This window comes from Lentzea sp. NPDC051213, from assembly GCF_044455585.1.
Taxonomy (GTDB): Bacteria; Actinomycetota; Actinomycetes; order Mycobacteriales; family Pseudonocardiaceae; genus Lentzea.
The window spans coordinates 226,153-246,746 of sequence record NZ_JBITEX010000008.1 but is presented as its reverse complement, the minus strand read 5'-3'; the positions used below and the strand labels follow the sequence as shown (position 1 = coordinate 246,746).

Sequence of the window (20,594 nt, the reverse complement as noted above, 5' to 3'; positions counted from 1 at the left end):
GCAGGTCGGCATCGGGAAAATCGTCTTCCCAAAACTCGGACGTCCTACTAAGTCCGGCTCGCTAGAGTCCCCGCTCATGACCGAAGCGGAAAGATCTTCGAAGGGTGCGGACACCCGCACCGTGCTGCAGGCCGCGCTGCTCGTTCTGGGCACCGGGATGACGTTGCTGATCGGCTACGTGAACAGCGGCGCGCAGGGTGTCGTGGGGGCGATGTTCATCGCCGGCATGTTCCTGGCGATCTACTACTCGCTCAACAAGGGCAAGCCGACCACCAACGGCCGCATCATCTGGCTTGCGGTGTGTGTTGGCGTGACGCTGCTCGTCTTCCTCTCAATGACGCTGTCAGCCCGATGAGCCCCGTGCCCGCGCCCAGCCCCGCGAGGGAGATGAGCAGCGCGGGCACCGGCATGCTCATCGCGAGCAGCACCGAGAGCCCGAGTCCGAGGCAGGCCGTGCGCATGGGCCACGTGCGGTCGTTCTGCAGCAGCACTCGCGCCGAGGCGTTCGTGAAGGCGTAGTAGAACAACGTCGCGCACGCGGCCACGCCCAGTGCCGTTGCCATCGGCATGAGCACGATGGCCAGAGCAGCGGCGGCGACCACGACGAGCGTCAACGCGCCGGGCTTGAGGCGCGTCGGCAGGTCGCCGTCCTCGGCCAGACCGGTCAGCGTGCGGTGCGCGGACGCGAGAACGAAGTGCAGCGCGGCCACACCTGCCACCGCGGCACCGATCTGCACGAGCGGCACCAACGCTGAGGCGTCCGCCGCGGCGAGCGCGTCTCGCAGCGGCGCGGGCGACAACGCGAGGCGCGCGCTGCCGAGCTGACGCAGCACACCGGCTCCCACGGCGAGATAGACCACGAACGACAGTCCGATGAGGACCGGAATCGCGACCTTCAGCACGGACAACGAGTGTGGCTGCTCACCGCGATGGGGCGCGGTGATGCGTTCGAACCCCGTGAACGCCATGAACATCAGGCCGGCGACGCCGACGAGTTCGTTGGCTGTGCCGGTCTCCCCCGCCGAAGGCACCGGCGCGATCGAAAAGCTCGACGCGACGACGAGAGCCAGCACACCGAGGACGATCAGCGAGACCAGCACGCTGACGCCCGTGCTGAAGCGGAAACCCACCGCGCCGAGCAACGCCGTGCCCGCGACCAGAGCGAGTGCGCCGATCACCGGCCGGTCCGGCACCACGTACGCGCCGAACATCAACGCCACCGCCGCCGCCATCGCACATCGGCCCAACAGGTGTGCGCTGGCCGTCAGCCGTGCGGGCCACACGCCGAGCTGCGCGCGCACGTAGCCGTAACCACCACCGACGTCTGGGTACGCACGGGACTGGTCCGCGGTGGAGAAGGCCGAGCACAACGCGGCTAACGCGGAGATGGCCAGCGCGGGGAGCACCCACCAGCCGGCAAGTCCTGCGGCAGGCGCGAATCCGGCGAAGACCCCCGCACCGAGCACCGCGGGAAGACCGAGCGCGACCGTGGCGACGATCTCGCGAGGCGTGTGGGTCACCGGTACACAGTCGCAGATGCGCCACCCGGCCGTAACCACCCGGTCGACTGATGCGCGAAACGGCCGAACCGCCACCGAGAGCAACTGTCAACGTCACGGATTGCCGCCGAACGTGGCGGGCCTCGGCATTGGTGGACAGTTGGACCTTTAGCATGGGTCACGATTCCGAGCACCCCTAGCACGCACAACCCTGGAGCAGCACGTGACAGCCCCGAAGCTGGCCCTCACCGAAGGTGACCTGAGCACCACCGCCGCGGACGCAGTCGTCGTGGGCACCCTGCAGGGTGCGGACGGTCTGGAGCTCGCGCCTGGTGCCGAAGCTGTCGCCGCCGCGTTCGACGGCGCGCTGCTCGACGTGCTCGCCACCCTGCGCGCTTCCGGCAAGGCCGACGAGCTCGTGAAGGTGCCGACGTTCGGCAAGATCGCCGCCCCGCTCGTGCTGGCCGTCGGCCTCGGCAAGACCGCGGGCGAGGAGCAGGTGCGCCGCGCGTCCGCCGTCGCCGCCCGCGCGCTCGCCGGCAAGAAGCGCGCGCTGAACACGCTCGCGGGGCTGCACGTCGCCGCCGCCGCGGAGGGCACGCTGCTCGGCGCCTACTCGTTCACCGAGTACAAGTCGGACAAGGGCGAGGCCCCGGTCGTGAAGGTCGACCTGATCGCCGCCGGTTCCAAGGAGAACAAGGCCGCGCTGAAGGCCGCCGTCGCGATCTCCGAGGCCGTCGCCATCGCGCGTGACTTCGTGAACACGCCGCCGAACGACCTCTATCCCGGCTCCTTCGCCGACCGCGCCGCCAAGCTGGCCACGGCCGCCGGCCTCGACGTCGAGGTGCTCGACGAGAAGGCGCTGAAGAAGCAGGGCTTCGGCGGCATCCTGGGCGTCGGCGGCGGCTCGACGCGCCAGCCGCGCCTCGTGCGCATCGCCTACAAGGGTGCGAAGGCCACGAAGAAGGTCGCGCTCGTCGGCAAGGGCATCACGTTCGACACCGGCGGCATCTCGATCAAGCCGGCCGCGGGCATGGACGAGATGACCTCCGACATGGCAGGCGCCGCCGCGATCGTCGCCACCATGGTGCTCGCCGCGAAGCTCAAGTACCCGCTGGAGATCACCGCGTCGATCCCGATGGCGGAGAACATGCCGTCCGGTGACGCCTACCGCCCCGGCGACGTGCTGACCATGTACGGCGGCAAGACCGTCGAGGTGCTCAACACCGACGCCGAGGGCCGGCTGATCCTGTCCGACGCCATCGTGCGCGCGTGCGAGGACGGCCCGGACTACCTGATCGAGACCGCGACCCTGACCGGCGCGCAGGTCGTCGCCCTGGGCAAGCGCACCTCGGGCGTCATGGGCTCCGACGAGTTCCGCGACCGCGTCGCCGCCATCGGCACCGCCGTCGGCGAGTCGGCGTGGGCCATGCCGCTGCCCGAGGAGCTGCGCGCGGACCTCGACTCGCGGCTCGCGGACCTCGCGAACATCACCGGGCACCGGTGGGGCGGCATGCTCGCGGCCGGCCTGTTCCTGCGCGAGTTCGTGGCCGAGGGCGTGCAGTGGGCGCACATCGACATCGCCGGCCCGGCATTCCACACGGGTGGCCCTTACGGATACACCTCGAAGGGTGGCACCGGCGTTCCGGTGCGGACCATCGCGGCTGTTCTGGCGGATATCGCCGCCAACGGCTGATTCATTTTTCTACGGCAGGCGGAGCTCCTCCGGGAGCTCCGCCTGCGTCGGTTCAACTGATATATCGGTTCTGCGGTGGTCGCTGAGCTGCATCTTTGCAACGAGACTTTGGACTTCGTCCGCAAACGACCGGTTGCAAAGGCGGAGCGAGCAGGGGCGCTGGCGGGTGGACAGGAATGCGCACGGGCTCGTTTCACGAGCGCGGTTCGCCTTTTGTGGAAAGGTGCGAGAAAGGCTCGGTAATCACGGGCGGCGGCCCTTTGGTCCGCAGTTTCGGCGTGAGATCGAGCTCGTGCGGCGCTAACGGGTGGCGGCTGAACGGAGACGCGTGTCTCACCGGGCTAGATGGCTGAGCCCGGTGAGAGGAGTATTTCCACATGGGGACGCATCAGTACGAGGTCGAGGTCGTCTGGACCGGGAACACCGGGAGCGGTACCTCCGGGTACAAGGCCTACGAGCGCGCGCACGAAGTGCTCGCCGCGGGCAAGGAGACGATTCTCGGGTCGTCCGACCCGTCGTTCCGGGGCGACCGGACGCGGTACAACCCCGAGGAGCTGCTCGTCGCGTCGCTGTCGCAGTGCCACATGCTGTGGTTCCTGCATCTGGCGTCGGTCAACGGCGTCGTCGTCACCGACTACCGCGATCATGCCGGCGGCACCATGGCCGAGCACCCGGACGGCTCCGGGCGGTTCACCGAGGTGAGCCTGAACCCGGTCGTCACCGTCGCCGATCCGGAGATGCGCGACACCGCGCAGGCGTTGCACGAGAAGGCGCACTCGATGTGCTTCATCGCGGCGAGCGTGAACTTTCCCGTGCGGCACGAGCCGACGGTGAAGGTCGAATCCGCCGCCTAGCTGCCGCCGTTGGCCCGCTTCTGGCGCGCGGTGTAGTCGCGCATGCGCTTCGGGTAGCCGACGATGCCGGCGTCGTAGATCGGCATGCGGAGTTTGCGCGCGAAGCTGCGTGCGGCGTCCGGTGACGCGACTCGGCGGCGGGTCCACTCGCCGTCGTGCGCGACCAGGACCACAGTGGTTTCGGTCACCGTGGTCTTCGGCTCCACATAGGCCTCGACGCCCTGGCGGCTCGCCGCCCACTCCTCGAGGTGGCTTGTGTCCTGGTTGGAGGCGGTCCGCAGCACACCAGGACGCGGCTTCCTGCGAAAACGATCGAACAGCCCCATCGAGCACCTCCTGCGCTTCCCTCCACCATGGTGCCAGGTACCGGTGTTATGAGTAGGTGAATGATCAGAGAGGCGCGTGGTGTCCTATGCCGGATCACCATGCTCTGGCAACTAGTGACAAGATGGCCGCGTACCTCGCGCGCACCCGCGCGTAGTAAGTAATCCCGAGGAGATCCGAAGTGACTTCGCCGGAACTGGAGTCGGCCACCAACGCCGATCTTGTCATCCTCGGCGGCGGTTCGGGCGGCTACGCCTGCGCGTTTCGCGCGGCCGAGCTCGGCCTGTCCGTCGTCCTGGTCGAGAAGGACAAGCTGGGTGGCACCTGCCTGCACCGCGGTTGCATCCCGACCAAGGCGCTGCTGCACGCGGCCGAGGTCGCGGACAACGCCCGCGAAGGCGACCAGTTCGGTGTGAAGAGCTCGCTCGAGGGCATCGACATCGCCGGCGTCAACTCGTACAAGGACGGCGTGATCTCGCGGCTCTACAAGGGTCTGCAGGGTCTCGCGAAGGCCAACAAGGTCACCATGGTCGAGGGTGCGGGCACGTTCGTCGGCCCGAACACCGTCGTCGTGAACGGTCAGCGCTACACCGGCAAGAACGTGGTGCTCGCGACCGGTTCGTACGCCCGCAGCCTGCCCGGTCTGGAGATCGGCGGCCGGGTCATCACCAGCGACCAGGCGCTCAACCTGGACTTCATCCCGGAGAAGGTCGTCGTCCTCGGCGGCGGCGTCATCGGCGTGGAGTTCGCCAGCGTGTGGCGGTCGTTCGGCGCGGACGTCACCATCGTCGAGGCCCTGCCCCGCCTGGTGCCCGCCGAGGACGAGTACGCGTCCAAGCAGCTCGAGCGCGCGTTCCGCAAGCGCGGCATCAAGTTCAAGACCGGCGTGAAGTTCACCGGCGCCACCCAGTCCGACTCGGGCGTGTCGATCACGCTGGAGAACGGCGACGTCCTCGACGCCGACCTGCTGCTCGTCGCGGTCGGCCGCGGCCCGAACAGCGCGGGCCACGGCTACGAGGAAGCCGGCATCACGATCGACCGCGGGTTCGTCATCACCGACGAGCGCCTGCGCACGAACCTCCCGAACGTCTTCGCCGTCGGCGACATCGTGCCGGGCCTGCAGCTCGCGCACCGCGGTTTCCAGCAGGGCATCTTCGTGGCCGAGGAGATCGCCGGCCAGAACCCGAAGGTGATCGACGAGGCGGGCATCCCGCGCGTCACCTACTGCAAGCCCGAGGTCGCCTCCGTCGGTCTTTCCGAAGCCGCGGCCAAGGAGAAGTACGGCTCGGCCGAGGTCTTCATCTACGACCTCGCCGGCAACGGCAAGAGCCAGATCCTCAAGACCGCCGGTGGCGTGAAGCTGATCAAGGCTCCCGACGGCCCGGTCGTCGGTGTCACCATGGTCGGCGAACGCGTCGGCGAGCTCATCGGTGAGGCCCAGCTGATCTACAGCTGGGAGGCTTACCCGGAGGACGTGGCTCCGCTGATCCACGCCCACCCGACCCAGACTGAAGCCCTTGGCGAGGCGTTCCTCGCCCTGGCCGGCAAGCCGCTGCACGTGCACGGCTGACCGTTCCCCATCCAAGTCAGCCACACGAGAGCACGAGGAGTCAGCGAACAATGGCCTTCTCCGTCCAGATGCCCGCACTCGGTGAGAGCGTCACCGAGGGCACGGTCACCCGGTGGTTGAAGCAGGAAGGCGACCGGGTGGAGGTGGACGAGCCGTTGCTCGAGGTGTCCACCGACAAGGTCGACACCGAGATCCCGTCTCCGGCGGCCGGTGTCCTGCAGAAGATCGTCGCCCAGGAGGACGACACCGTCGAGGTCGGTGGCGAGCTCGCCGTCATCGGTGACGGTGACGCCGCCCCGGCGTCCACGCCCGCCCCCGCCCAGGAGTCCGCGCCGGCCCCCGCCCAGGAGTCCGCACAGGAGGCTCCGGCCGCGCCCGCGCCCGCCGCCGAGGCTCCGGCCCCCGCGGCGCCGTCCGGTGGCGCTTCCGGTACCGACGTCACGATGCCCGCGCTCGGCGAGTCCGTCACCGAGGGCACCGTCACCCGCTGGCTGAAGCAGGTCGGCGACAGCGTCGAGGTCGACGAGCCGCTGCTCGAGGTCTCGACCGACAAGGTCGACACCGAGATCCCGTCGCCGGTCGCGGGCACGCTGCTCGAGATCGCCGCGGGTGAGGACGAGACCGTCGAGGTCGGCGGCAAGCTCGCCGTCATCGGTTCGGGCAGCCCGGCTCCGGCCGCCGCTCCCGCCCCGGCGCCTGCTCCCGCTCCGGCTGCTCCGGCACCGGCTCCCGCGGCTCCGGCCCCGCAGGCTGCTCCGGCGCCCGCCCCGGCTCCGGCCGCTCCGGCTCCGCAGGCCGCTCCCGCCGCCGCGCCGTCCGCTGCCGGCGACGACGCGAACGGCACGCCGTACGTCACTCCGCTCGTGCGCAAGCTCGCGTCGGAGAACGGCATCGACCTGGGCTCGCTGAAGGGCACCGGCGTCGGTGGCCGCATCCGCAAGCAGGACGTGCTCGCCGCGGTCGAGGCCAAGAAGGCCCCGGCGCCCGCGCCCGCCGCTGCTCCGGCCGCCACCGCCCCGGCCGCTCGCACCGCCACCGCCCCGGTGGACAACTCGGGCAAGCGCGGCACCGTGCAGAAGCTCCCGCGGCTGCGTCAGATCGTCGCGCAGCGCACGCGTGAGTCGCTGCAGCAGTCGGCCCAGCTCACCCAGGTGTTCGAGGTCGACGTGACCAAGATCGCCCGGCTGCGCAACCAGGCCAAGAAGGCGTTCGAGGCTCGTGAGGGCGCCAAGCTCACGTTCCTGCCGTTCTTCGCCAAGGCCGCCATCGAGGCCCTCAAGGCCCACCCGGTGCTCAACGCGTCGATCGACGAGGAGCGCAAGGAGGTCACCTACCACGGTGCCGAGCACCTCGGTCTGGCGATCGACACGGAGCGCGGCCTGCTCAACGCCGTGATCCACAACGCCGGTGACCTGAACCTGTCGGGCATCGCCCACAAGATCGGCGACCTGGCGGCGCGCGCCCGTTCGAACAAGCTCACGCCGGACGAGCTCGCCGGTGGCACGTTCTCGCTGACGAACCTCGGCAGCAACGGCGCGCTCTTCGACACCCCGATCATCCAGCAGCCGCAGGTCGGCATCCTGGGCGTCGGCGTGGTGAAGAAGCGCGCGGTCGTCATCACCGACGAGGACGGCGGCGACACCATCGCGATCCGCTCGATGATGTACCTCGCGCTCACCTACGACCACCGCCTGGTCGACGGTGCCGACGCGGGCCGCTTCCTCACGACGGTCAAGAACCGTCTCGAGGAGGGCGCGTTCGAGGCCGACCTCGGCCTCTGAGGACGCTGACCAGCACTGATATCCAATATATTGGGTATCGATAGCTGATATATCGGATATCGCGTCGAGGGCCACCCCGGTTCGCCGGTGGTGGCCTTCGGCGTATCCGGACGTGTGCGACGTGGGCCACATGCTCGCCGTGGTGCATGTGGTGGTTGAGTGCGGAACGATCTCAGGCATGCGGGTTGTCATCGCGGGATCGTCGGGGTTGATCGGCACGAGCCTGGTGGCGTCGATGCGCGCCGCCGGGCACGAGGTGCTGCGGCTGGTGCGCCGCAAGGCGGCCGCGCCGGACGAACGCGGCTGGGACCCGTACGCCGGTCGCATCGACGAGGGGACGTTCGACGGCGTCGACGCCGTCGTGAACCTGTGCGGTGCGGGCATCGGCGACAAGCGGTGGGACGACGCGCGCAAGCAGGTGTTGCACGACAGCCGGGTCGTGCCGGCCGAGGTGTTGTCGGCGGCGGTCGCCGAGCACGGGGTGCCGGCGTTCGTGAGCGCCTCGGGTGCCCATTTCTACGGCGACACCGGCGCTCGGCTCGCGGCTGAGGACGCGCCGGGCGGGCACACGTTCATGTCGCGGCTGACCCAGGACTGGGAGGCGGCGACGTCCGCGGCTCAGGAGGGCGGCGTGCGGGTGGTGCTGATGCGCACCGCCGTCGTGATCTCCCCGTCCGGCGGGGTGTTCGGGCGGTTGAAGCCGGTGTTCCAGTTCTTCCTGGGCGGGAGGCTCGGGACCGGCGAGCAGTACTTCCCGTGGGTGTCGCTGGACGACGTCGTGTCGGCCTACCGGTTCGTGGTGGAGCACGAGGAGATCCGCGGGCCGGTGAACGTCGCCGGGCCGACGCCGGTGACGAACGCCGAGTTCACCAAGGCGGTGGGGGCCGCGCTGCACCGGCCGACGCCGTGGGCGGTGCCGGCGTTCGCGTTGAAGACGTTGCTCGGCGGCGAGATGGCGCAGGAGCTGTTGCTGAGCGGGCCGGGGCTGACGCCGCAGGTGCTGGAGAGCCACGGGTTCCACTTCCTGCATCCGGCGCTGCCGGCCGCGCTGAACGCGGCGGTCGCATGACCCGTGTGCTCGCCGTGGTTCTGGTGATCTCGTGGGTCCTTTTGGGACTGCCCGAGGCCACCTGGATCGACGTGTGGGTGCAGGACGGCCTGCCTCGTCCCGAGTGGCTGCGCACGACGGCGTTCGTGGTGAGCCTCGTGCTGGGACCGGCGCTCGGGTGGTCGTTCGCGGCTGTGTTGTTCGGGCTGGCGTGCTGGCGGCGGGATCCGCGTTTGTGGAAGGCGTTGGCGTTGCACGGGGTGTGCTGCGCGACTGTGCTGCTGCGGTGGATCTTCGACCGGATGAGGCCGATCGAGTACCACCTGCCCAGCTATCCGAGCGGGCACACGGTGGCGGTCGCCTCCACAGCGTTCACACTGGTCGTGTTGTTGGGGCGCGGGGTTTTGTGGGGCGCGCTCGCGGTGCTCGTGGTCGGCTTCGCCAGGGTCGTGCTGGAGATGCACTGGGTCAGCGATGTCGTCGGCGCGGTGCTGGGTGTGACGGGTGTCGGTCTCTTGGCGGCCATGGCTCTCGGGTTGGTAACGTCGGGTCGTGAACTCGTGCCGCACCTCGTCAGACCCCGTCGTGGTCCGTGAACTCGGCCTGATCGACTACATGGCGGCGTGGGACCTCCAGAAGGAGATCGCGGAGGCGCGCGCCGGGGGCACCGGCCAGGACACGCTCCTGCTGCTGGAGCACCCGCCGGTCTACACGTGCGGCAGGCGCACCCTGGACGAGGAGCGCCCGCACGGCGGTGCCACGCCGGTCATCGACGTCGACCGCGGCGGCAAGATCACCTGGCACGGCCCCGGCCAGCTGGTCGGCTACCCGATCGTCGGGCTGACCGAGCCGATGGACGTCGTGGAGTACGTGCGCCGCATCGAGCAGGGCTTGATCGACGTGTGCGACCGGCTCGGCCTGCACAGCGGCCGGATCGAGGGCCGCAGCGGCGTGTGGTTCCCGGCCGACGACCGCGGGCCCGAACGCAAGGTCGCCGCGATCGGCATCCGGGTGCAGCGCGGCGTGACCATGCACGGCTTCGAGATCAACTGCAACGCCAGCCTCGACGCGTTCGGCGACATCATCCCGTGCGGCATCAAGGACGCGGGCGTCGCTTCGCTTTCGCTCGAGCTGGGCCGCGATGTCACGGTCGCCGAGGTGCTGCCGATGGCCCGTGACTCTGTGCTCGCGGCCCTGGACGGCACCCTCCCCCTGACGGATCGCACTTTGACCCGCACTGGCCCCGTTGCGCCCGGCATCACCTTCGCTAGCATTCCGTAGCCCCGCGCGGGGACTGCGGGATTCCTGAGGAGGGTGCGTCGTGAGGCTTTCCCGACGCCAGTTGTTCACGGCTGCCGGTATCACGGCGATTGCCGCGGGCAGTACGACTGCGAACGGGCCGGCGGCGGTGGCCGAGCCCGCGCGCACCTGGAGCGGCGAGATCCGGGTCGCCGACTGGGAGCAGTACTACCTGGGGCTCGACGGTGGCGCGCACCAGAAGGCCCTCGACGCCTTGGGTCTCGCCCATCGCGACGGCGTCCGCGCCGACGAGCAGAACCTGATGGTGCCGGTCGAGTCGGTGCGGCGGGCGGCGCTGGAGTTCGGCGACCACGCGGCCGCCGACGTGTTGCGCGAGCGGTTCGGCCTGGACTCGCCGTCGATGCTCGGCCGCGGGCTGAAGGTCGTGCTCGGCCAGGACGGGCTCGAGCACCGGTACCTCGACGATCCCGGGTTGCAGCTGCGATATATCGGATATCGGCGGCGGGTCGGGAAGTACGCCATGCCGATGCCGGCGGCGGTGCGGCGAGCCCTGGCCTGATATCCGATATCCCATATACGGGATATCAGTTGTGGGCGGGCTGCCTGTGCCGATATCCGATATACGGGATACCAGTGTGGGCGGCGCGCTGCGCTGCGCCGTGCTGATGTCCCATATATCGGATACGGGATATCAGCACACGCGATCCGCGATATATCGGATATCAGACGAGCTGCGGGGCCACGTCCGAGGCGATCTCGGTGATGTGGTCGAGGTCGGCGAGGTCCAGGGTCTGCAGGTAGACGCGCTGGACTCCGGTCCGCTCGCGCCAGGCGCCGATGCGGTCGACGACGTCGGCGGTGGTGCCGCACAGGCCGTTCTTCTTTAGCTCGTCGACCTCACGGCCGAGAACGGCGGCGCGGCGGGCGACGTCCGCGTCGGTGCGACCCACGCAGGCGACCAGGGCAACCGAGCGGATGATCTCCTTCGGGTCGCGGTCGATCTCGGCGCACGCGGCGTCGACGCGGGCGTACTGCTCCACCGCGGCGTCGATGCCGACGAACGGCAGGTTGAACTCGGTGGCGTAGGAGGCCGCGAGAGCCGGGGTGCGACGAGCACCCATGCCGCCGATCAGGACCGGGATGTTTTCCTGGGCCGGCTTGGGCAGGGCCGGCGAGTCCGTCAGCGAGTAGTGCTTGCCCTCGAAGGAGAAGGTGCCGCCCAGCGGCGTCTCCCAGAGGCCGGTGATGATGGCGATCTGTTCCTCGTAGCGCTCGAAGCGCTCGCCCAAAGTCGGGAACGGGATGCCGTAGGCGGTGTGCTCGGCCTCGTACCACCCGGCACCGAGGCCGAACTCCACGCGGCCGCCGGACATCTGGTCGACCTGGGCGACGCTGATGGCGAGCGGGCCGGGGTGGCGGAACGTCGCGGCGGTCATCAGCGTGCCCAGGCGGATCGTCGTCGTGTCGCGGGCCAGGCCGGCGAACGTGATCCACGGGTCGGTCGGGCCGGGCAGGCCGTCCACCGACCCCATCTTGAGGTAGTGGTCGGAGCGGAAGAAGGCGCCGTAGCCGGCGTCCTCCGCGGTGCGGGCGACGCGGAGCAGGTCGTCGTAGCTCGCCCCCTGCTGGGGCTCGGTGAAGATGCGCAGTTCCACGAAAGCGAATCTAGTCGGCGGAAAAGCGTGGCGCAGGCACGGCGGCACCGTCCGGGGTGAACACTCCGCGCGCGACCAGGTGAGGATGTGAGGCGGCCTCGTCCAATGTCAGCACCGGGGTCACACAGGCGTCGGAGGACGCGAACACCTCCGACCACTCGTCGCGGGTCCGGGTCAGGAACACCTCGGTGAACGTCTTGCGCAGCAGCGGCCAGGTAGAGCGGTCCATCTGCGGAGGCAGATCTTCGGCGGCGAGCTCCAGACCAGCCAGCAGAAGCGCGTAGAACTGCGGCTCCAGCGAACCCACCGCGACGGAACGGCCGTCCGCGCACTCGTAGATCCCGTAGAACGGGCAGCCACCGTCGAGCAGGTTCGAGTCGGGCGAGTCCTCCCACACCGACTGCGCCTTCATCGACCAGATCATCTGGGCCAGCGAGGCCACGCCGTCGACGATCGCCGCGTCGACCACCTGGCCGCGGCCGGTGCGCTGGCGTTCCCACAACGCGGCCAGCACGCCCAGCACCAGGTACAACGACCCGCCGCCGAAGTCGCCGACGAGGTTCAACGGCGGCTTGCCGATCGCGTGCAGGACACCGGTCAGCGACAGGTAGTTGATGTCGTGGCCGGCCCGGTCGGCCAGCGGGCCGGTCTGGCCCCAGCCGGTCATCCGCGCGTAGATCAGGCCGGGATTGACCGCCAGGCAGTCGGACGGGCCGAGACCGACCCGCTCCAGCACTCCCGGGCGGAAGCCCTCGATCACCACGTCGGCGGTGGAGATCAGCGACAGGACCGACGCACGTCCTTCGGGAGACTTCAGGTCCGCGGACACCGAACGCCTGCCGCGCAACAGGAAGTCACGGGAGGCGTCCGGCACCACGGACAGGCCGCCGGACGGACGCTCGACGCGCACGACCTCCGCGCCGAGATCCGCGAGCAGCATCGCACCGTGCGGACCGGGGCCGATGCCGCCGAACTCGACGACCTTCAAGCCCTGCAAGGGGTTCATCAGGCCTCGAACGGCTGTGACTCGAAGGACAGGCGCGGGTTGAAGATCGCGCCCTGCGACTCGGCCAGGCCGCGCATCGCCTTGGCGTGGTTGCCGAAGTCCGGGTGCGCCAGTGCCGCACGCAGCGCGTCGGCGCTCTCCCACAACGCGATGTTGATGTACGAGGCGGGATCGTCCAGCTGGCGCGACAGCGTGTACCTGATCAGGCCGGGCTGATCGCGCAGGAACGCCGCCGTCTCGTCGAAGGCCTTCTCGAACTCCTCGGGGTCACCGGTGAGCGTGAAGCGGTTCAGGAAGGTGATCATGCGTGGCACTCCCCTACGGAAACGGTGTCAGCTGCCGAAACCATGCCCACCGCGTCTTGAGACGGGCTCAAGGAATGCCCACCAAGCTCTCAACATGCGCATCATCGATCTGTCTTCCCACATTGACGCATCCGCGTACGAAGCGGACCCGGTGACGCACGAGGTGCTCACGGCCGCCCAGGGTGCCGAACACATGGCCGAGCAGCTCAAGGCGCGGCTGGGCATCGAGTTCGACGTGTCCGTGCTGCGGGACTCCGAGTTCCTCACGCTGGACCGGATCAGCCTCACCTCCCACACCGGCACCCACGTTGACGCGCCGAGCCACTACGGCTCGAAGACCACGTACGGCAACGGGATTCCGCGCCACATCGACGAGATGCCGCTGGAGTGGTTCCACAACCCCGGCGTGAAGCTCGACGTCAGAGGCCACGGCACCGGAGCCATCGGCCCCGAGGTGCTCGAGAAGGAGTTCGCCCGCATCGGTTACACGCCGAAACCGATGGACATCGTCATCCTCGACACCGGCGCCGCCGAGCACGCGGGCACCCAGACCTACTTCACCGACTACACCGGACTCGACGGGCCTGCCACGAACATGTTGCTGGACCTCGGGGTCAAGGTGATCGCCACCGACGCGTTCAGCCTCGACGCACCGTTCCCCGACATCGTCAAGCGCTACCTCGCCACCAAGGACCAGAGTGTGCTGTGGCCGGCGCACTTCGCGGGCCGGGACCGCGAGTACTGCCAGATCGAACGTCTCGCGAACCTGGAGGCGTTGCCGGACTTCGGGTTCACCGTCGTGGCGTTCCCGGTCAAGATCAAGGGTGCCGGGGCGGGCTGGACCAGGGCCGTCGCCCTCCTCGACGACTAACTCTCAAGTGAGAGCTGAATCACTCGGCTTACCTTGAAACGTATGGAAAACAACGAACAATGGCCACCGGAGAACGAAGACCACATCGTCCGCGGGATTGACTAGAGTCGCCGCCAAAGGGCCGCCCTCCAGGAGAGGGCGGCCCTTTTATACTTCACACCAACCGCTCGCGGGCGGCCTCGATTGAATCTGTGGCGTCCAGCAGCGGCAGCACCTGCGAGGCGCCGGACCGCACCGCCTTCGTGCGCCGCGCGAAGGACGTCAGCGTCTGACCCGGCCCAGCCTCCACGAGCAGCACGTCGTACATCGCCACCAGCTCGTTCAACGCCGGTCCGAAGTAGACGGCGTCGGTCAACTGCCGAGTCCAGAACCGCGCGGACAACGCGTCCTCGGCCGTCATCAGCTTGCCCGTGTAGCCCGAGTACACCGGCATCGAAGGCTCAACAGGCGAGACATTCCACGCGGCCAGCGCCTCGTCCACGGCGGGCTGCATCGCGGGCGAGTGGAACGGCGTGGAAGCCGGCACGGTCACCACGATGTACTCGTCCGCCTCCAACCGCGCCCGCACGCGCGCCAGCGGCTCGTCCGACCCCGCGAGCATCGTCTGCCGGGCCGAGTTCACCGCCGCGATCGCGACATCGCCTTCCAGGTAGGGCAACAGATCAGCCTCGGAAGCCGCGGCCGCCAGCATGCCGCCGGAAGGAATCGACACGGCGGACACCACCCGGTCCCGCACCAAAGAAACCGCTTCCTCCAACGAGAAGACGCCAGCCAGGGTGGCCGCGACGACCTCGCCCGCGGAGTGCCCGATCAACGCGACCGGCTCGACGCCCCACGACAGAACGGTGCGCCCCAACGCGTAGTCGACCGCGAACAGCAAGGGCTGCGCACGCGACACGTGGTCGATGTCAGCGCCGGAAAGCCAGTCCTCGCAGGCAAGAGCGCCGACCTCGCCGAACAGCTCGAACACCTCGTCGATCACCGAGGTGAACACCGAATCCGTGCCGTACAGAGAGGCCGCCATCCGCGGGTACTGCGACCCCTGCCCGGGAAACATCAGTGCTACATCCACAACACGCCTCCAGAGACGGCTCAAGGGCCGTGAAGGAGACACCTTCACGGCCCTTGAGGCATGACATCACCTGTACTCGCGAACCACCATGGCGGAGTTGTACCCGCCCTTGCCGCGCCCGAGCACCAGAGCGGCCTTGATCTTGCCGTGCCGCGCCTCGTTCATCACGAGGTCGAGCTCGTACTCCGGCACGAGGTTCTCGACGTTGACGGTCGGCGGGATCGCGCTCCAGTAGATGGAGAGGATCGCCGACGCCACGTCCAGGGAGCCACCACCGGCGAACAGGCGCCCGGTCATGGTCTTCGGCGCCGTCACCGGCACGCCGAACGGCCCGAAGATGCCCTTGATCGCCTCGGCCTCTGCCTTGTCGAGCTCCGGGATGCCCGCCGCGTCGGCGAACACCACGTCGATCTCCGAGGCGTCCATGCCGGCGTCGCGCAACGCCAGCTCGGCCGCCCGCTTCAGGCCCGGCTCCCGCGAAGGCATCTTCGAGTCGAACGTCGCGGCGTACCCGACGATCTCGCCGTAGATCCTGGTGCCGGGACGCCCGGCCGCCGACTCCGGCGTCTCGACCACCATGATCGCGCCGCCCTCGCCGGCGACGTACCCGGAGGCGTCGCGGTCGAACGGCAGGTACGCCCGCTTCGGGTTGTTGTTGCGAGACAGGCAACCCGACGCCTGGTGCGCCACCCACGCCCACGGGCACAGGGACGAGTCCATGCCGCCTGTGAGGGCGAGCTGGACACCCTTGCGCAGCTGGCGCCGGGCGTGCCCGATGGAGTCGATGCCACCGGCCTGCTCGGACACCACCACCGCACCGGGACCGCGCGTGCCGTGACGGATGGAGATCTGCCCCGTGTTGACCGCGTAGAACCACGCGAACGACTGGTACGCCGAGACGTACTCCGGGCCCTGGTGCCACAGCTTCTGCAGCTCCCGCTGACCGAACTCGTACCCGCCCGCCGTCGCCGCGGTGATCACCGCGATGTCGGTGTCCGGGATGTCGTTGGGCTGCACACCCGCGCCGCGCAACGCCCAGTCCGTGCCCACGAGTGTCAACCGCGTCATGTGGTCCGTCTGCGGCAGCAACCGGCCCTGCAGGTGCCGGCCTGCCTCGAAGCCCGGCACCTCACCGGCGATCTTCGCCCAGTAGTTGGCACTGTCGAACCGGGTGATCGGCTTGATCGCCGCCTCACCGTGCAGGGTCGCCCGCCAGTACGCGGTCGGCCCCAGCCCGTTGGGCGACGCGATGCCGATCCCCGTCACAACCGCACGAGTCACCGGCCTGCCCCTTCCACCTTTTTGAGCACCATGGCGCTCTGGAATCCACCGAAACCGCTGCCCACCGTCAGGACCGTGTCGACCTTCTTCTCCCGCGCCACCAACGGCACGTAGTCCAGGTCGCACTCGGGGTCCTGCTCGTGCAGGTTCGCTGTCGGCGGGATGAGGTTCTCCTCGAACGCCAGCAGCGAGCCGACGATCTCCAGCGAACCGATCGCTCCCAGCGAGTGCCCGATCATCGACTTGAAGCCGGAGACCGGTGTCTTGTACGCGTGCGCACCCAAAGAACGCTTGAACGCCGCCGTCTCGTGCAGGTCGTTCTGCTTGGTGCCCGACCCGTGCGCGTTGATGTAGCCGACGTCCGTGGCGTCCGAACGCGACTGCTTCAGCGCGATGTTGATGGCGTCGGACATCTCGATGCCCTCGGGGTGCAGGCCCGTCATGTGGTAGGCGTTGCACCGCGAGGCGAAGCCGGCGACCTCACCGTAGATGTGCGCGCCACGGGCACGCGCGTGCTCCAGCTCTTCGAGCACGATGATCGCGCAACCCTCGCCGAGGACCAGACCGTCGCGGGTCTTGTCGAACGGGCGGCACGCGGTGGTGGGGTCGTCGTTGCGGGTGCTGGACGCGCGGATGACGTCGAAGCACACCACGGTGATCGGGGAGAGCGGGGCCTCGGTGCCGCCGGTGACGACGACGTCCGCGCTGCCCTCCATGATCAGCTCGGCGGCGTAACCCACCGAGTCGAGGCCGGATGTGCAGCCGGTGGAGACCACGGAGACCGGGCCTTCCGCGCCGACCGTCCACGCCAGCTCCGTCGCCATCGAGGACGGCGTGAAGTAGTCGTAGAGGTGCGGAACGGCGTAGGACTGGTCGACCTCCCAGTACTTGCCCCGGTCGGAGCCGACGATGAACTCGCGCTCCAACGAGGTCGTGCAGCCGACCGCGGTGCCGAGCGAGACACCGATGCGGCCGGGGTCGAGCTGGTCGAACTCGATGCCCGAGTCGGACATCGCCTCACGGCCGGCCACGACGGCGAACTGCGCCGCGCGGTCGAGCCGGCGGATCTCCTGCGGCGTCAGGCCTTCGCGCACTGGATCGAAGTCGGCCTCACCCGCCATTCGAGAGCGGTACGGAGACGCGTCGAAGTGCGTGATGATGCGAGTCGCCGTACGCCCTTCGGACAGCAGTTTCCAATACGCCTTCGTTCCGATGCCACCAGGTGCTACCACGCCCACACCGGTGATGACGGCGCGACGACTCATCGGACACCTCCAATCGCGGTCTGTGCGGACATGGACTGCTCCAATCTCGGACAGGGCACGGGAGCGATACCTGTTTCTGCCGAATGAACCGATGGTGAATCGGCCCGATCGAGGCCACCTCGAACGACGGCGTAGGACCCCTGTACGAGTCCAGCCCCCGCGTCCGCGGCGAACAGTTGCTTCGCCGCCGAACCGCCGTCTTCGGGACAACCAAAACCAAGGGGAACACCGGTTTCCGCGACCGAGGCGATGATCTCGCCCACCTGGTCGGGCCACAACGCGCCCGCGGTGTCATGCAACAGCACGGTTTCCGCTCCAGCTTCGGCGGCGGTCAGCACGACCTCGAGCGCGTGCTCGGGGTCGATCAGCCAGCCGTCGAAGAAGTCCCGCGCCTCGACGATCACTCGCCGTTCGGCGCGCACGAGTTGACGCACGGCTTCTCGGAGGACCGAAAAGCCGTGCCCTTGCACAACTATTGCCACCGCGGCGGTTTCCGCGGCGAGCAGTGCGGAGAGGTCTTCCGCACCACCGGAAGCGATGAGGGTGGAGGTCCGCAAGCGGAGTTCGATCGCAGCGCGGTGGTAGAACCACCGCCCTGGCCGGCCTCCGTCGACGAACGTGACGCCGAGCGCGTCGAGGCGCCGCGCCGCGACCAGTCTGTCCGTGATGGACGGTCCGGTGCGACGCAGCGAGATGTCGTAGAGCTTCATCTAGAACCCCGACAGCAGTACGCGGGAGGCCTCGATCTCGTAGGCACAAGGGGCCACTTCGGAAGGGCACCCCTTGCGCTGGTGCTCGACCGCTGCCTTCTCCAGGTACATGGACACCACGTACAGCCCGTTGCGGCTTGCAGCGCGTGCTGCGGCGGTGAGTAACTCCGCGCCACCCAACCCCATCGCGCCACCTCACCCGTTCTCGGCGAATTCCTTCGCGTGCCGCAGGGTCGTGAGGCTGTTGGTGCCCAACGCGTGACGGATGAGCTCGCGAGCGCGCTCGATCGTGCCCTCGGCACCCAGCACCTCGGGAATGACCTCGGGCCGGATGACGACCGTGTGGTGCGAGGTCGCCTCGATGCCTGCCTCGATGCCGTCGCCGATGTCCTTGAACGTCCACCGGCCGACGTGCGCCGCCATGATCGGCGGTGTGTGCGTCTGCTTGTAGACGATGCCGTCGTACGGTGTGCAGACCCGCACCGAGTGCGTGGTGTGGATCGACCCGTCCGGGCTGCGCGTGTCCATCTCCATGGACTGCACGCCGGTGACGGCTTCCTTGAGGTCAAGCCGCGCGACGTGCGGCAGACGCTCCGGCCACAGGTCCGACCGGTACAGGAACTCGAAGACGTCCTTGCGGCTCGCGTGGATCGTGATGCTGTCGGAGAACGACAGCACGAGCTTGTCGTACTCGTCGCCGTACTCGGCGGCACGCTTCAGAGCCGCGAGTTCGGCGTCGCTGTTGTTGTTGACCGCGTTCAGGATGAGGTCGACCGCCTCCGGCTGGGCCGCGGTGAAGTGGTGGAGCAGATCGACCCGAGTCGCCGAGTCGGCGATCGGGACGATCCGCCACTCCCCACCCATCGTCTTCACCGGTGCCGCCGAACGCTCCTGCTCGAACTTGATGTGCAGGTTCGCCGGGTCGAGCTCGCGACGAGACGTCCACGTGCGCACGTCACCGTTGGCGAACGCGTGCAACCGCAATCGTTCGGTGTTTCCGTCCCTTTCGAACACCTCGGCGTGCACCGTGGGCCCGAAGATGTACGGCCAGGTCGTCACGTCCGCGACCAGGTCGTACACCACCTTGGCGGGAGCACCGATCATGACCGTGTGCGTGGTGGTGTGCGTCATGTCCGTCTCCGTTCCCGATTTCGCCGGCGTCAGGCCGCGATCTGTCCGTTGACCTTGTCCAGCAACTGACGCGGCGTCTCGAGATGCGCCAGCTCGTCGTCGGCGACGGCGACCCCGTACTTGCGCTTGATCAGCGCCACCGTCTCCAGCAGGGCGAGCGAGTCGAAGCCCAGCTCGAGGAACGGGAGGTCGAGAATGTCCTGGCCCGGCTTGAACGAGTCGTCATCGCCCGCGGCCTCGTTGAGGATCTCCTTGAGGCCCTCGATGGTCAGTGCGCTCACGGCTAGCTTCCTTTCCTCCAGCGGGCGGTTTCCGCGCGCCCACGACTGAGGTTGCCAGCGCACGCTGGGAAGCGACTGGAGATGTCCTCGAAGAAACCGTTGCGGCACAAAGCAAAACGGCCCCTGCCAAAGATTGGCAGGGGCCGCTGGAGTCGAACTCAGGCGAGAAGTCTTTGCAAGTGCCGGGTTTCCGCGCTGTCGAGGCGCGGGTCGGACGTGAGGATCGCGTGCTGCAGGCCCTGCAGGCGCGACGACGGCTCGACTCCGAGCTCCTCGATCAGGGTGTTGCGCAGGCCCTTGAAGGCGTCCAGCGCCTGCCACTGCCTGCCCGCGCGGAACAACGAGATCATGTACTGCGCGCACAGGTTCTCGTTCATCGGGTTCTGCACGGTCAGCACCGAGAGCTCGCTCAGCAACGACTTGTGCCTGCCCATCCGCAGCTCCGCGTCGATGCGGGCTTCGAGCACGCCGAGCCGTGCCTCCTCCAGGCGCACGACCTCGATGCCCAGCGGCATGCCGGGCCGCACGTCGACCACGGCCGGACCGCGCCACATCTCCAGCGCCTGCCGCAGCAGCCGGGACGCGGAGGTGTAGTCCTCGACCTCGTAGGCCTGCTGGCCCGCGCGGGCGAGGCGCTCGAACTCGTGCACGTCCACCGACTCCGGCGGCACGTCGAGCAGGTAGCCGCCGTAGCGGGTGACCAGCACTTCCTTCGCGCCGGTGTCGCCGGCCTGCGACAACGCGTCGCCGATCAGCTTGCGCAGCTGCAGGATGTAGGTCTGCAGGGTGGTGCGTGCGCTGCGCGGCGGACGGTCGCCCCACAGCTCCTCGATCAGCGTGGGTACGGACACGACCTGTCCGGAGTGCAGCGCGAGCAGCGCCAGAATCTGCCGTGGCTTGGCCGCTGTGGGCGTCACCGAGCGACCGTTCACCTTGGCCTCGACGGGCCCCAGGACCTTGATCTGCATCGCGACCCCTCCTTCGG

23 protein-coding genes are annotated in these 20,594 nt (G+C 68.7%); 10 read left to right on the top strand and 13 right to left on the bottom strand.

Translation table 11 applies throughout. From position 1 onward, the window contains the following. Window positions 1–76: 76 nt before the first annotated feature. Window positions 77–355, top strand: a complete 279-nt coding sequence (locus ACIA8G_RS32960; protein ID WP_396422606.1) for a hypothetical protein — start codon at window positions 77–79, stop codon at window positions 353–355. On the opposite strand, the gene ACIA8G_RS32955 is transcribed toward ACIA8G_RS32960, so the two are convergent. Next, a complete protein-coding gene (locus ACIA8G_RS32955) occupies window positions 285–1,520 on the bottom strand; it encodes an APC family permease (RefSeq protein ID WP_396422605.1) in 1,236 nt (411 codons plus the stop codon). The two genes, ACIA8G_RS32960 and ACIA8G_RS32955, sit on opposite strands and share 71 nt — an antisense overlap. A gap of 202 nt (window positions 1,521–1,722) precedes the next feature. Here ACIA8G_RS32955 and ACIA8G_RS32950 point away from each other — a divergent pair, with 202 nt between their 5' ends. Together ACIA8G_RS32950 and ACIA8G_RS32945 are read left to right on the top strand one after the other, a co-directional pair. After that, window positions 1,723–3,195: a leucyl aminopeptidase gene (locus ACIA8G_RS32950; RefSeq protein ID WP_396422604.1), complete on the top strand. Its 1,473-nt coding sequence runs from the start codon at window positions 1,723–1,725 to the stop codon at window positions 3,193–3,195. A gap of 377 nt (window positions 3,196–3,572) precedes the next feature. After that, complete coding sequence (locus tag ACIA8G_RS32945; protein ID WP_396422603.1) at window positions 3,573–4,049, top strand: OsmC family protein; 477 nt, start codon at window positions 3,573–3,575, stop codon at window positions 4,047–4,049. Here the strand turns inward: ACIA8G_RS32945 and ACIA8G_RS32940 are convergent. Continuing rightward, the gene (locus ACIA8G_RS32940) at window positions 4,046–4,375 is read right to left on the bottom strand and encodes an oxidoreductase (protein WP_396422602.1); all 330 of its coding nucleotides are present in this window, start codon (window positions 4,373–4,375) and stop codon (window positions 4,046–4,048) included. The genes ACIA8G_RS32945 and ACIA8G_RS32940 overlap by 4 nt on opposite strands. A gap of 179 nt (window positions 4,376–4,554) precedes the next feature. Here ACIA8G_RS32940 and lpdA point away from each other — a divergent pair, with 179 nt between their 5' ends. The 6 genes from lpdA (at window position 4,555) to ACIA8G_RS32910 (ending at window position 10,591) form a co-directional block, all read left to right on the top strand. Next, window positions 4,555–5,943 carry a dihydrolipoyl dehydrogenase gene (gene lpdA, locus ACIA8G_RS32935; protein WP_396422601.1) on the top strand — a complete coding sequence of 463 codons (1,389 nt, stop codon included), beginning with the start codon at window positions 4,555–4,557 and terminating at the stop codon, window positions 5,941–5,943. A 50-nt stretch (window positions 5,944–5,993) separates the two neighbouring features. Beyond that, window positions 5,994–7,724, top strand: coding sequence for a 2-oxoglutarate dehydrogenase, E2 component, dihydrolipoamide succinyltransferase (gene sucB, locus ACIA8G_RS32930; RefSeq protein ID WP_396422600.1), 1,731 nt, complete (start codon window positions 5,994–5,996; stop codon window positions 7,722–7,724). A gap of 178 nt (window positions 7,725–7,902) precedes the next feature. Next, complete coding sequence (locus ACIA8G_RS32925; protein WP_396422599.1) at window positions 7,903–8,793, top strand: TIGR01777 family oxidoreductase; 891 nt, start codon at window positions 7,903–7,905, stop codon at window positions 8,791–8,793. Continuing rightward, window positions 8,790–9,368 carry a phosphatase PAP2 family protein gene (locus ACIA8G_RS32920; protein WP_396422598.1) on the top strand — a complete coding sequence of 193 codons (579 nt, stop codon included), beginning with the start codon at window positions 8,790–8,792 and terminating at the stop codon, window positions 9,366–9,368. Before ACIA8G_RS32925 ends, ACIA8G_RS32920 begins: the two co-directional genes overlap by 4 nt. Beyond that, the gene (lipB, locus tag ACIA8G_RS32915; protein ID WP_396422597.1) at window positions 9,325–10,053 is read left to right on the top strand and encodes a lipoyl(octanoyl) transferase LipB; all 729 of its coding nucleotides are present in this window, start codon (window positions 9,325–9,327) and stop codon (window positions 10,051–10,053) included. Before ACIA8G_RS32920 ends, lipB begins: the two co-directional genes overlap by 44 nt. 40 nt (window positions 10,054–10,093) lie before the next feature. Continuing rightward, window positions 10,094–10,591: a hypothetical protein gene (locus ACIA8G_RS32910; protein ID WP_396422596.1), complete on the top strand. Its 498-nt coding sequence runs from the start codon at window positions 10,094–10,096 to the stop codon at window positions 10,589–10,591. A gap of 163 nt (window positions 10,592–10,754) precedes the next feature. Here ACIA8G_RS32910 and ACIA8G_RS32905 read toward each other — a convergent pair whose 3' ends face one another. From ACIA8G_RS32905 to ACIA8G_RS32895, 3 genes are read right to left on the bottom strand one after another with little or no spacing between them, the layout of a single operon-like run. Beyond that, window positions 10,755–11,687, bottom strand: coding sequence for an LLM class F420-dependent oxidoreductase (locus ACIA8G_RS32905; RefSeq protein WP_396422595.1), 933 nt, complete (start codon window positions 11,685–11,687; stop codon window positions 10,755–10,757). A 10-nt stretch (window positions 11,688–11,697) separates the two neighbouring features. Beyond that, window positions 11,698–12,696, bottom strand: coding sequence for a CaiB/BaiF CoA transferase family protein (locus ACIA8G_RS32900; protein ID WP_396422843.1), 999 nt, complete (start codon window positions 12,694–12,696; stop codon window positions 11,698–11,700). After that, window positions 12,693–12,998: an antibiotic biosynthesis monooxygenase family protein gene (locus ACIA8G_RS32895; RefSeq protein WP_396422594.1), complete on the bottom strand. Its 306-nt coding sequence runs from the start codon at window positions 12,996–12,998 to the stop codon at window positions 12,693–12,695. The genes ACIA8G_RS32900 and ACIA8G_RS32895 overlap by 4 nt, the downstream gene beginning before the upstream one ends. 94 nt (window positions 12,999–13,092) lie before the next feature. On the opposite strand from ACIA8G_RS32895, the gene ACIA8G_RS32890 reads away from it, so the two are divergent. After that, a complete protein-coding gene (locus ACIA8G_RS32890) occupies window positions 13,093–13,869 on the top strand; it encodes a cyclase family protein (RefSeq protein ID WP_396422593.1) in 777 nt (258 codons plus the stop codon). A 154-nt stretch (window positions 13,870–14,023) separates the two neighbouring features. Here ACIA8G_RS32890 and ACIA8G_RS32885 read toward each other — a convergent pair whose 3' ends face one another. From ACIA8G_RS32885 to ACIA8G_RS32850, 8 genes are all read right to left on the bottom strand, one after another. Beyond that, a complete protein-coding gene (locus ACIA8G_RS32885) occupies window positions 14,024–14,926 on the bottom strand; it encodes an acyltransferase domain-containing protein (protein WP_396422842.1) in 903 nt (300 codons plus the stop codon). An 81-nt stretch (window positions 14,927–15,007) separates the two neighbouring features. After that, a complete protein-coding gene (locus ACIA8G_RS32880; protein WP_396422592.1) occupies window positions 15,008–16,222 on the bottom strand; it encodes a ketosynthase chain-length factor in 1,215 nt (404 codons plus the stop codon). After that, on the bottom strand, window positions 16,219–17,487 hold the full coding sequence (locus ACIA8G_RS32875; protein ID WP_396422591.1) for a beta-ketoacyl-[acyl-carrier-protein] synthase family protein: 1,269 nt from the start codon (window positions 17,485–17,487) through the stop codon (window positions 16,219–16,221). Before ACIA8G_RS32875 ends, ACIA8G_RS32880 begins: the two co-directional genes overlap by 4 nt. Further along, on the bottom strand, window positions 17,484–18,044 hold the full coding sequence (locus ACIA8G_RS32870; RefSeq protein WP_396422590.1) for a hypothetical protein: 561 nt from the start codon (window positions 18,042–18,044) through the stop codon (window positions 17,484–17,486). Before ACIA8G_RS32870 ends, ACIA8G_RS32875 begins: the two co-directional genes overlap by 4 nt. A 153-nt stretch (window positions 18,045–18,197) precedes the next feature. Beyond that, window positions 18,198–18,383 carry a hypothetical protein gene (locus ACIA8G_RS32865; protein ID WP_396422589.1) on the bottom strand — a complete coding sequence of 62 codons (186 nt, stop codon included), beginning with the start codon at window positions 18,381–18,383 and terminating at the stop codon, window positions 18,198–18,200. Window positions 18,384–18,392: 9 nt separating this feature from the next. Further along, window positions 18,393–19,328: an aromatase/cyclase gene (locus ACIA8G_RS32860; RefSeq protein ID WP_396422588.1), complete on the bottom strand. Its 936-nt coding sequence runs from the start codon at window positions 19,326–19,328 to the stop codon at window positions 18,393–18,395. A gap of 29 nt (window positions 19,329–19,357) precedes the next feature. Further along, window positions 19,358–19,609: an acyl carrier protein gene (locus tag ACIA8G_RS32855; RefSeq protein WP_396422587.1), complete on the bottom strand. Its 252-nt coding sequence runs from the start codon at window positions 19,607–19,609 to the stop codon at window positions 19,358–19,360. Between the two features lie 158 nt (window positions 19,610–19,767). After that, window positions 19,768–20,577, bottom strand: coding sequence for a BTAD domain-containing putative transcriptional regulator (locus ACIA8G_RS32850; protein ID WP_396422586.1), 810 nt, complete (start codon window positions 20,575–20,577; stop codon window positions 19,768–19,770). Window positions 20,578–20,594: the final 17 nt, after the last annotated feature.

What these genes read in the sequence shown, in the direction of transcription:
- ACIA8G_RS32960 (WP_396422606.1), top strand. Translation starts at nt 77, where the DNA reads ATGACCGAAGCGGAAAGATCTTCGAAGGGTGCGGACACCCGCACCGTG.
- ACIA8G_RS32945 (WP_396422603.1), top strand. Translation starts at nt 3,573, where the DNA reads ATGGGGACGCATCAGTACGAGGTCGAGGTCGTCTGGACCGGGAACACC.
- ACIA8G_RS32940 (WP_396422602.1), bottom strand. Translation starts at nt 4,375, where the DNA reads ATGGGGCTGTTCGATCGTTTTCGCAGGAAGCCGCGTCCTGGTGTGCTG.
- sucB (WP_396422600.1), top strand. Translation starts at nt 5,994, where the DNA reads ATGGCCTTCTCCGTCCAGATGCCCGCACTCGGTGAGAGCGTCACCGAG.
- ACIA8G_RS32925 (WP_396422599.1), top strand. Translation starts at nt 7,903, where the DNA reads ATGCGGGTTGTCATCGCGGGATCGTCGGGGTTGATCGGCACGAGCCTG.
- ACIA8G_RS32920 (WP_396422598.1), top strand. Translation starts at nt 8,790, where the DNA reads ATGACCCGTGTGCTCGCCGTGGTTCTGGTGATCTCGTGGGTCCTTTTG.
- ACIA8G_RS32895 (WP_396422594.1), bottom strand. Translation starts at nt 12,998, where the DNA reads ATGATCACCTTCCTGAACCGCTTCACGCTCACCGGTGACCCCGAGGAG.
- ACIA8G_RS32890 (WP_396422593.1), top strand. Translation starts at nt 13,093, where the DNA reads ATGCGCATCATCGATCTGTCTTCCCACATTGACGCATCCGCGTACGAA.
- ACIA8G_RS32885 (WP_396422842.1), bottom strand. Translation starts at nt 14,926, where the DNA reads ATGTTTCCCGGGCAGGGGTCGCAGTACCCGCGGATGGCGGCCTCTCTG.
- ACIA8G_RS32875 (WP_396422591.1), bottom strand. Translation starts at nt 17,487, where the DNA reads ATGAGTCGTCGCGCCGTCATCACCGGTGTGGGCGTGGTAGCACCTGGT.
- ACIA8G_RS32865 (WP_396422589.1), bottom strand. Translation starts at nt 18,383, where the DNA reads ATGGGGTTGGGTGGCGCGGAGTTACTCACCGCCGCAGCACGCGCTGCA.
- ACIA8G_RS32860 (WP_396422588.1), bottom strand. Translation starts at nt 19,328, where the DNA reads ATGACGCACACCACCACGCACACGGTCATGATCGGTGCTCCCGCCAAG.
- ACIA8G_RS32850 (WP_396422586.1), bottom strand. Translation starts at nt 20,577, where the DNA reads ATGCAGATCAAGGTCCTGGGGCCCGTCGAGGCCAAGGTGAACGGTCGC.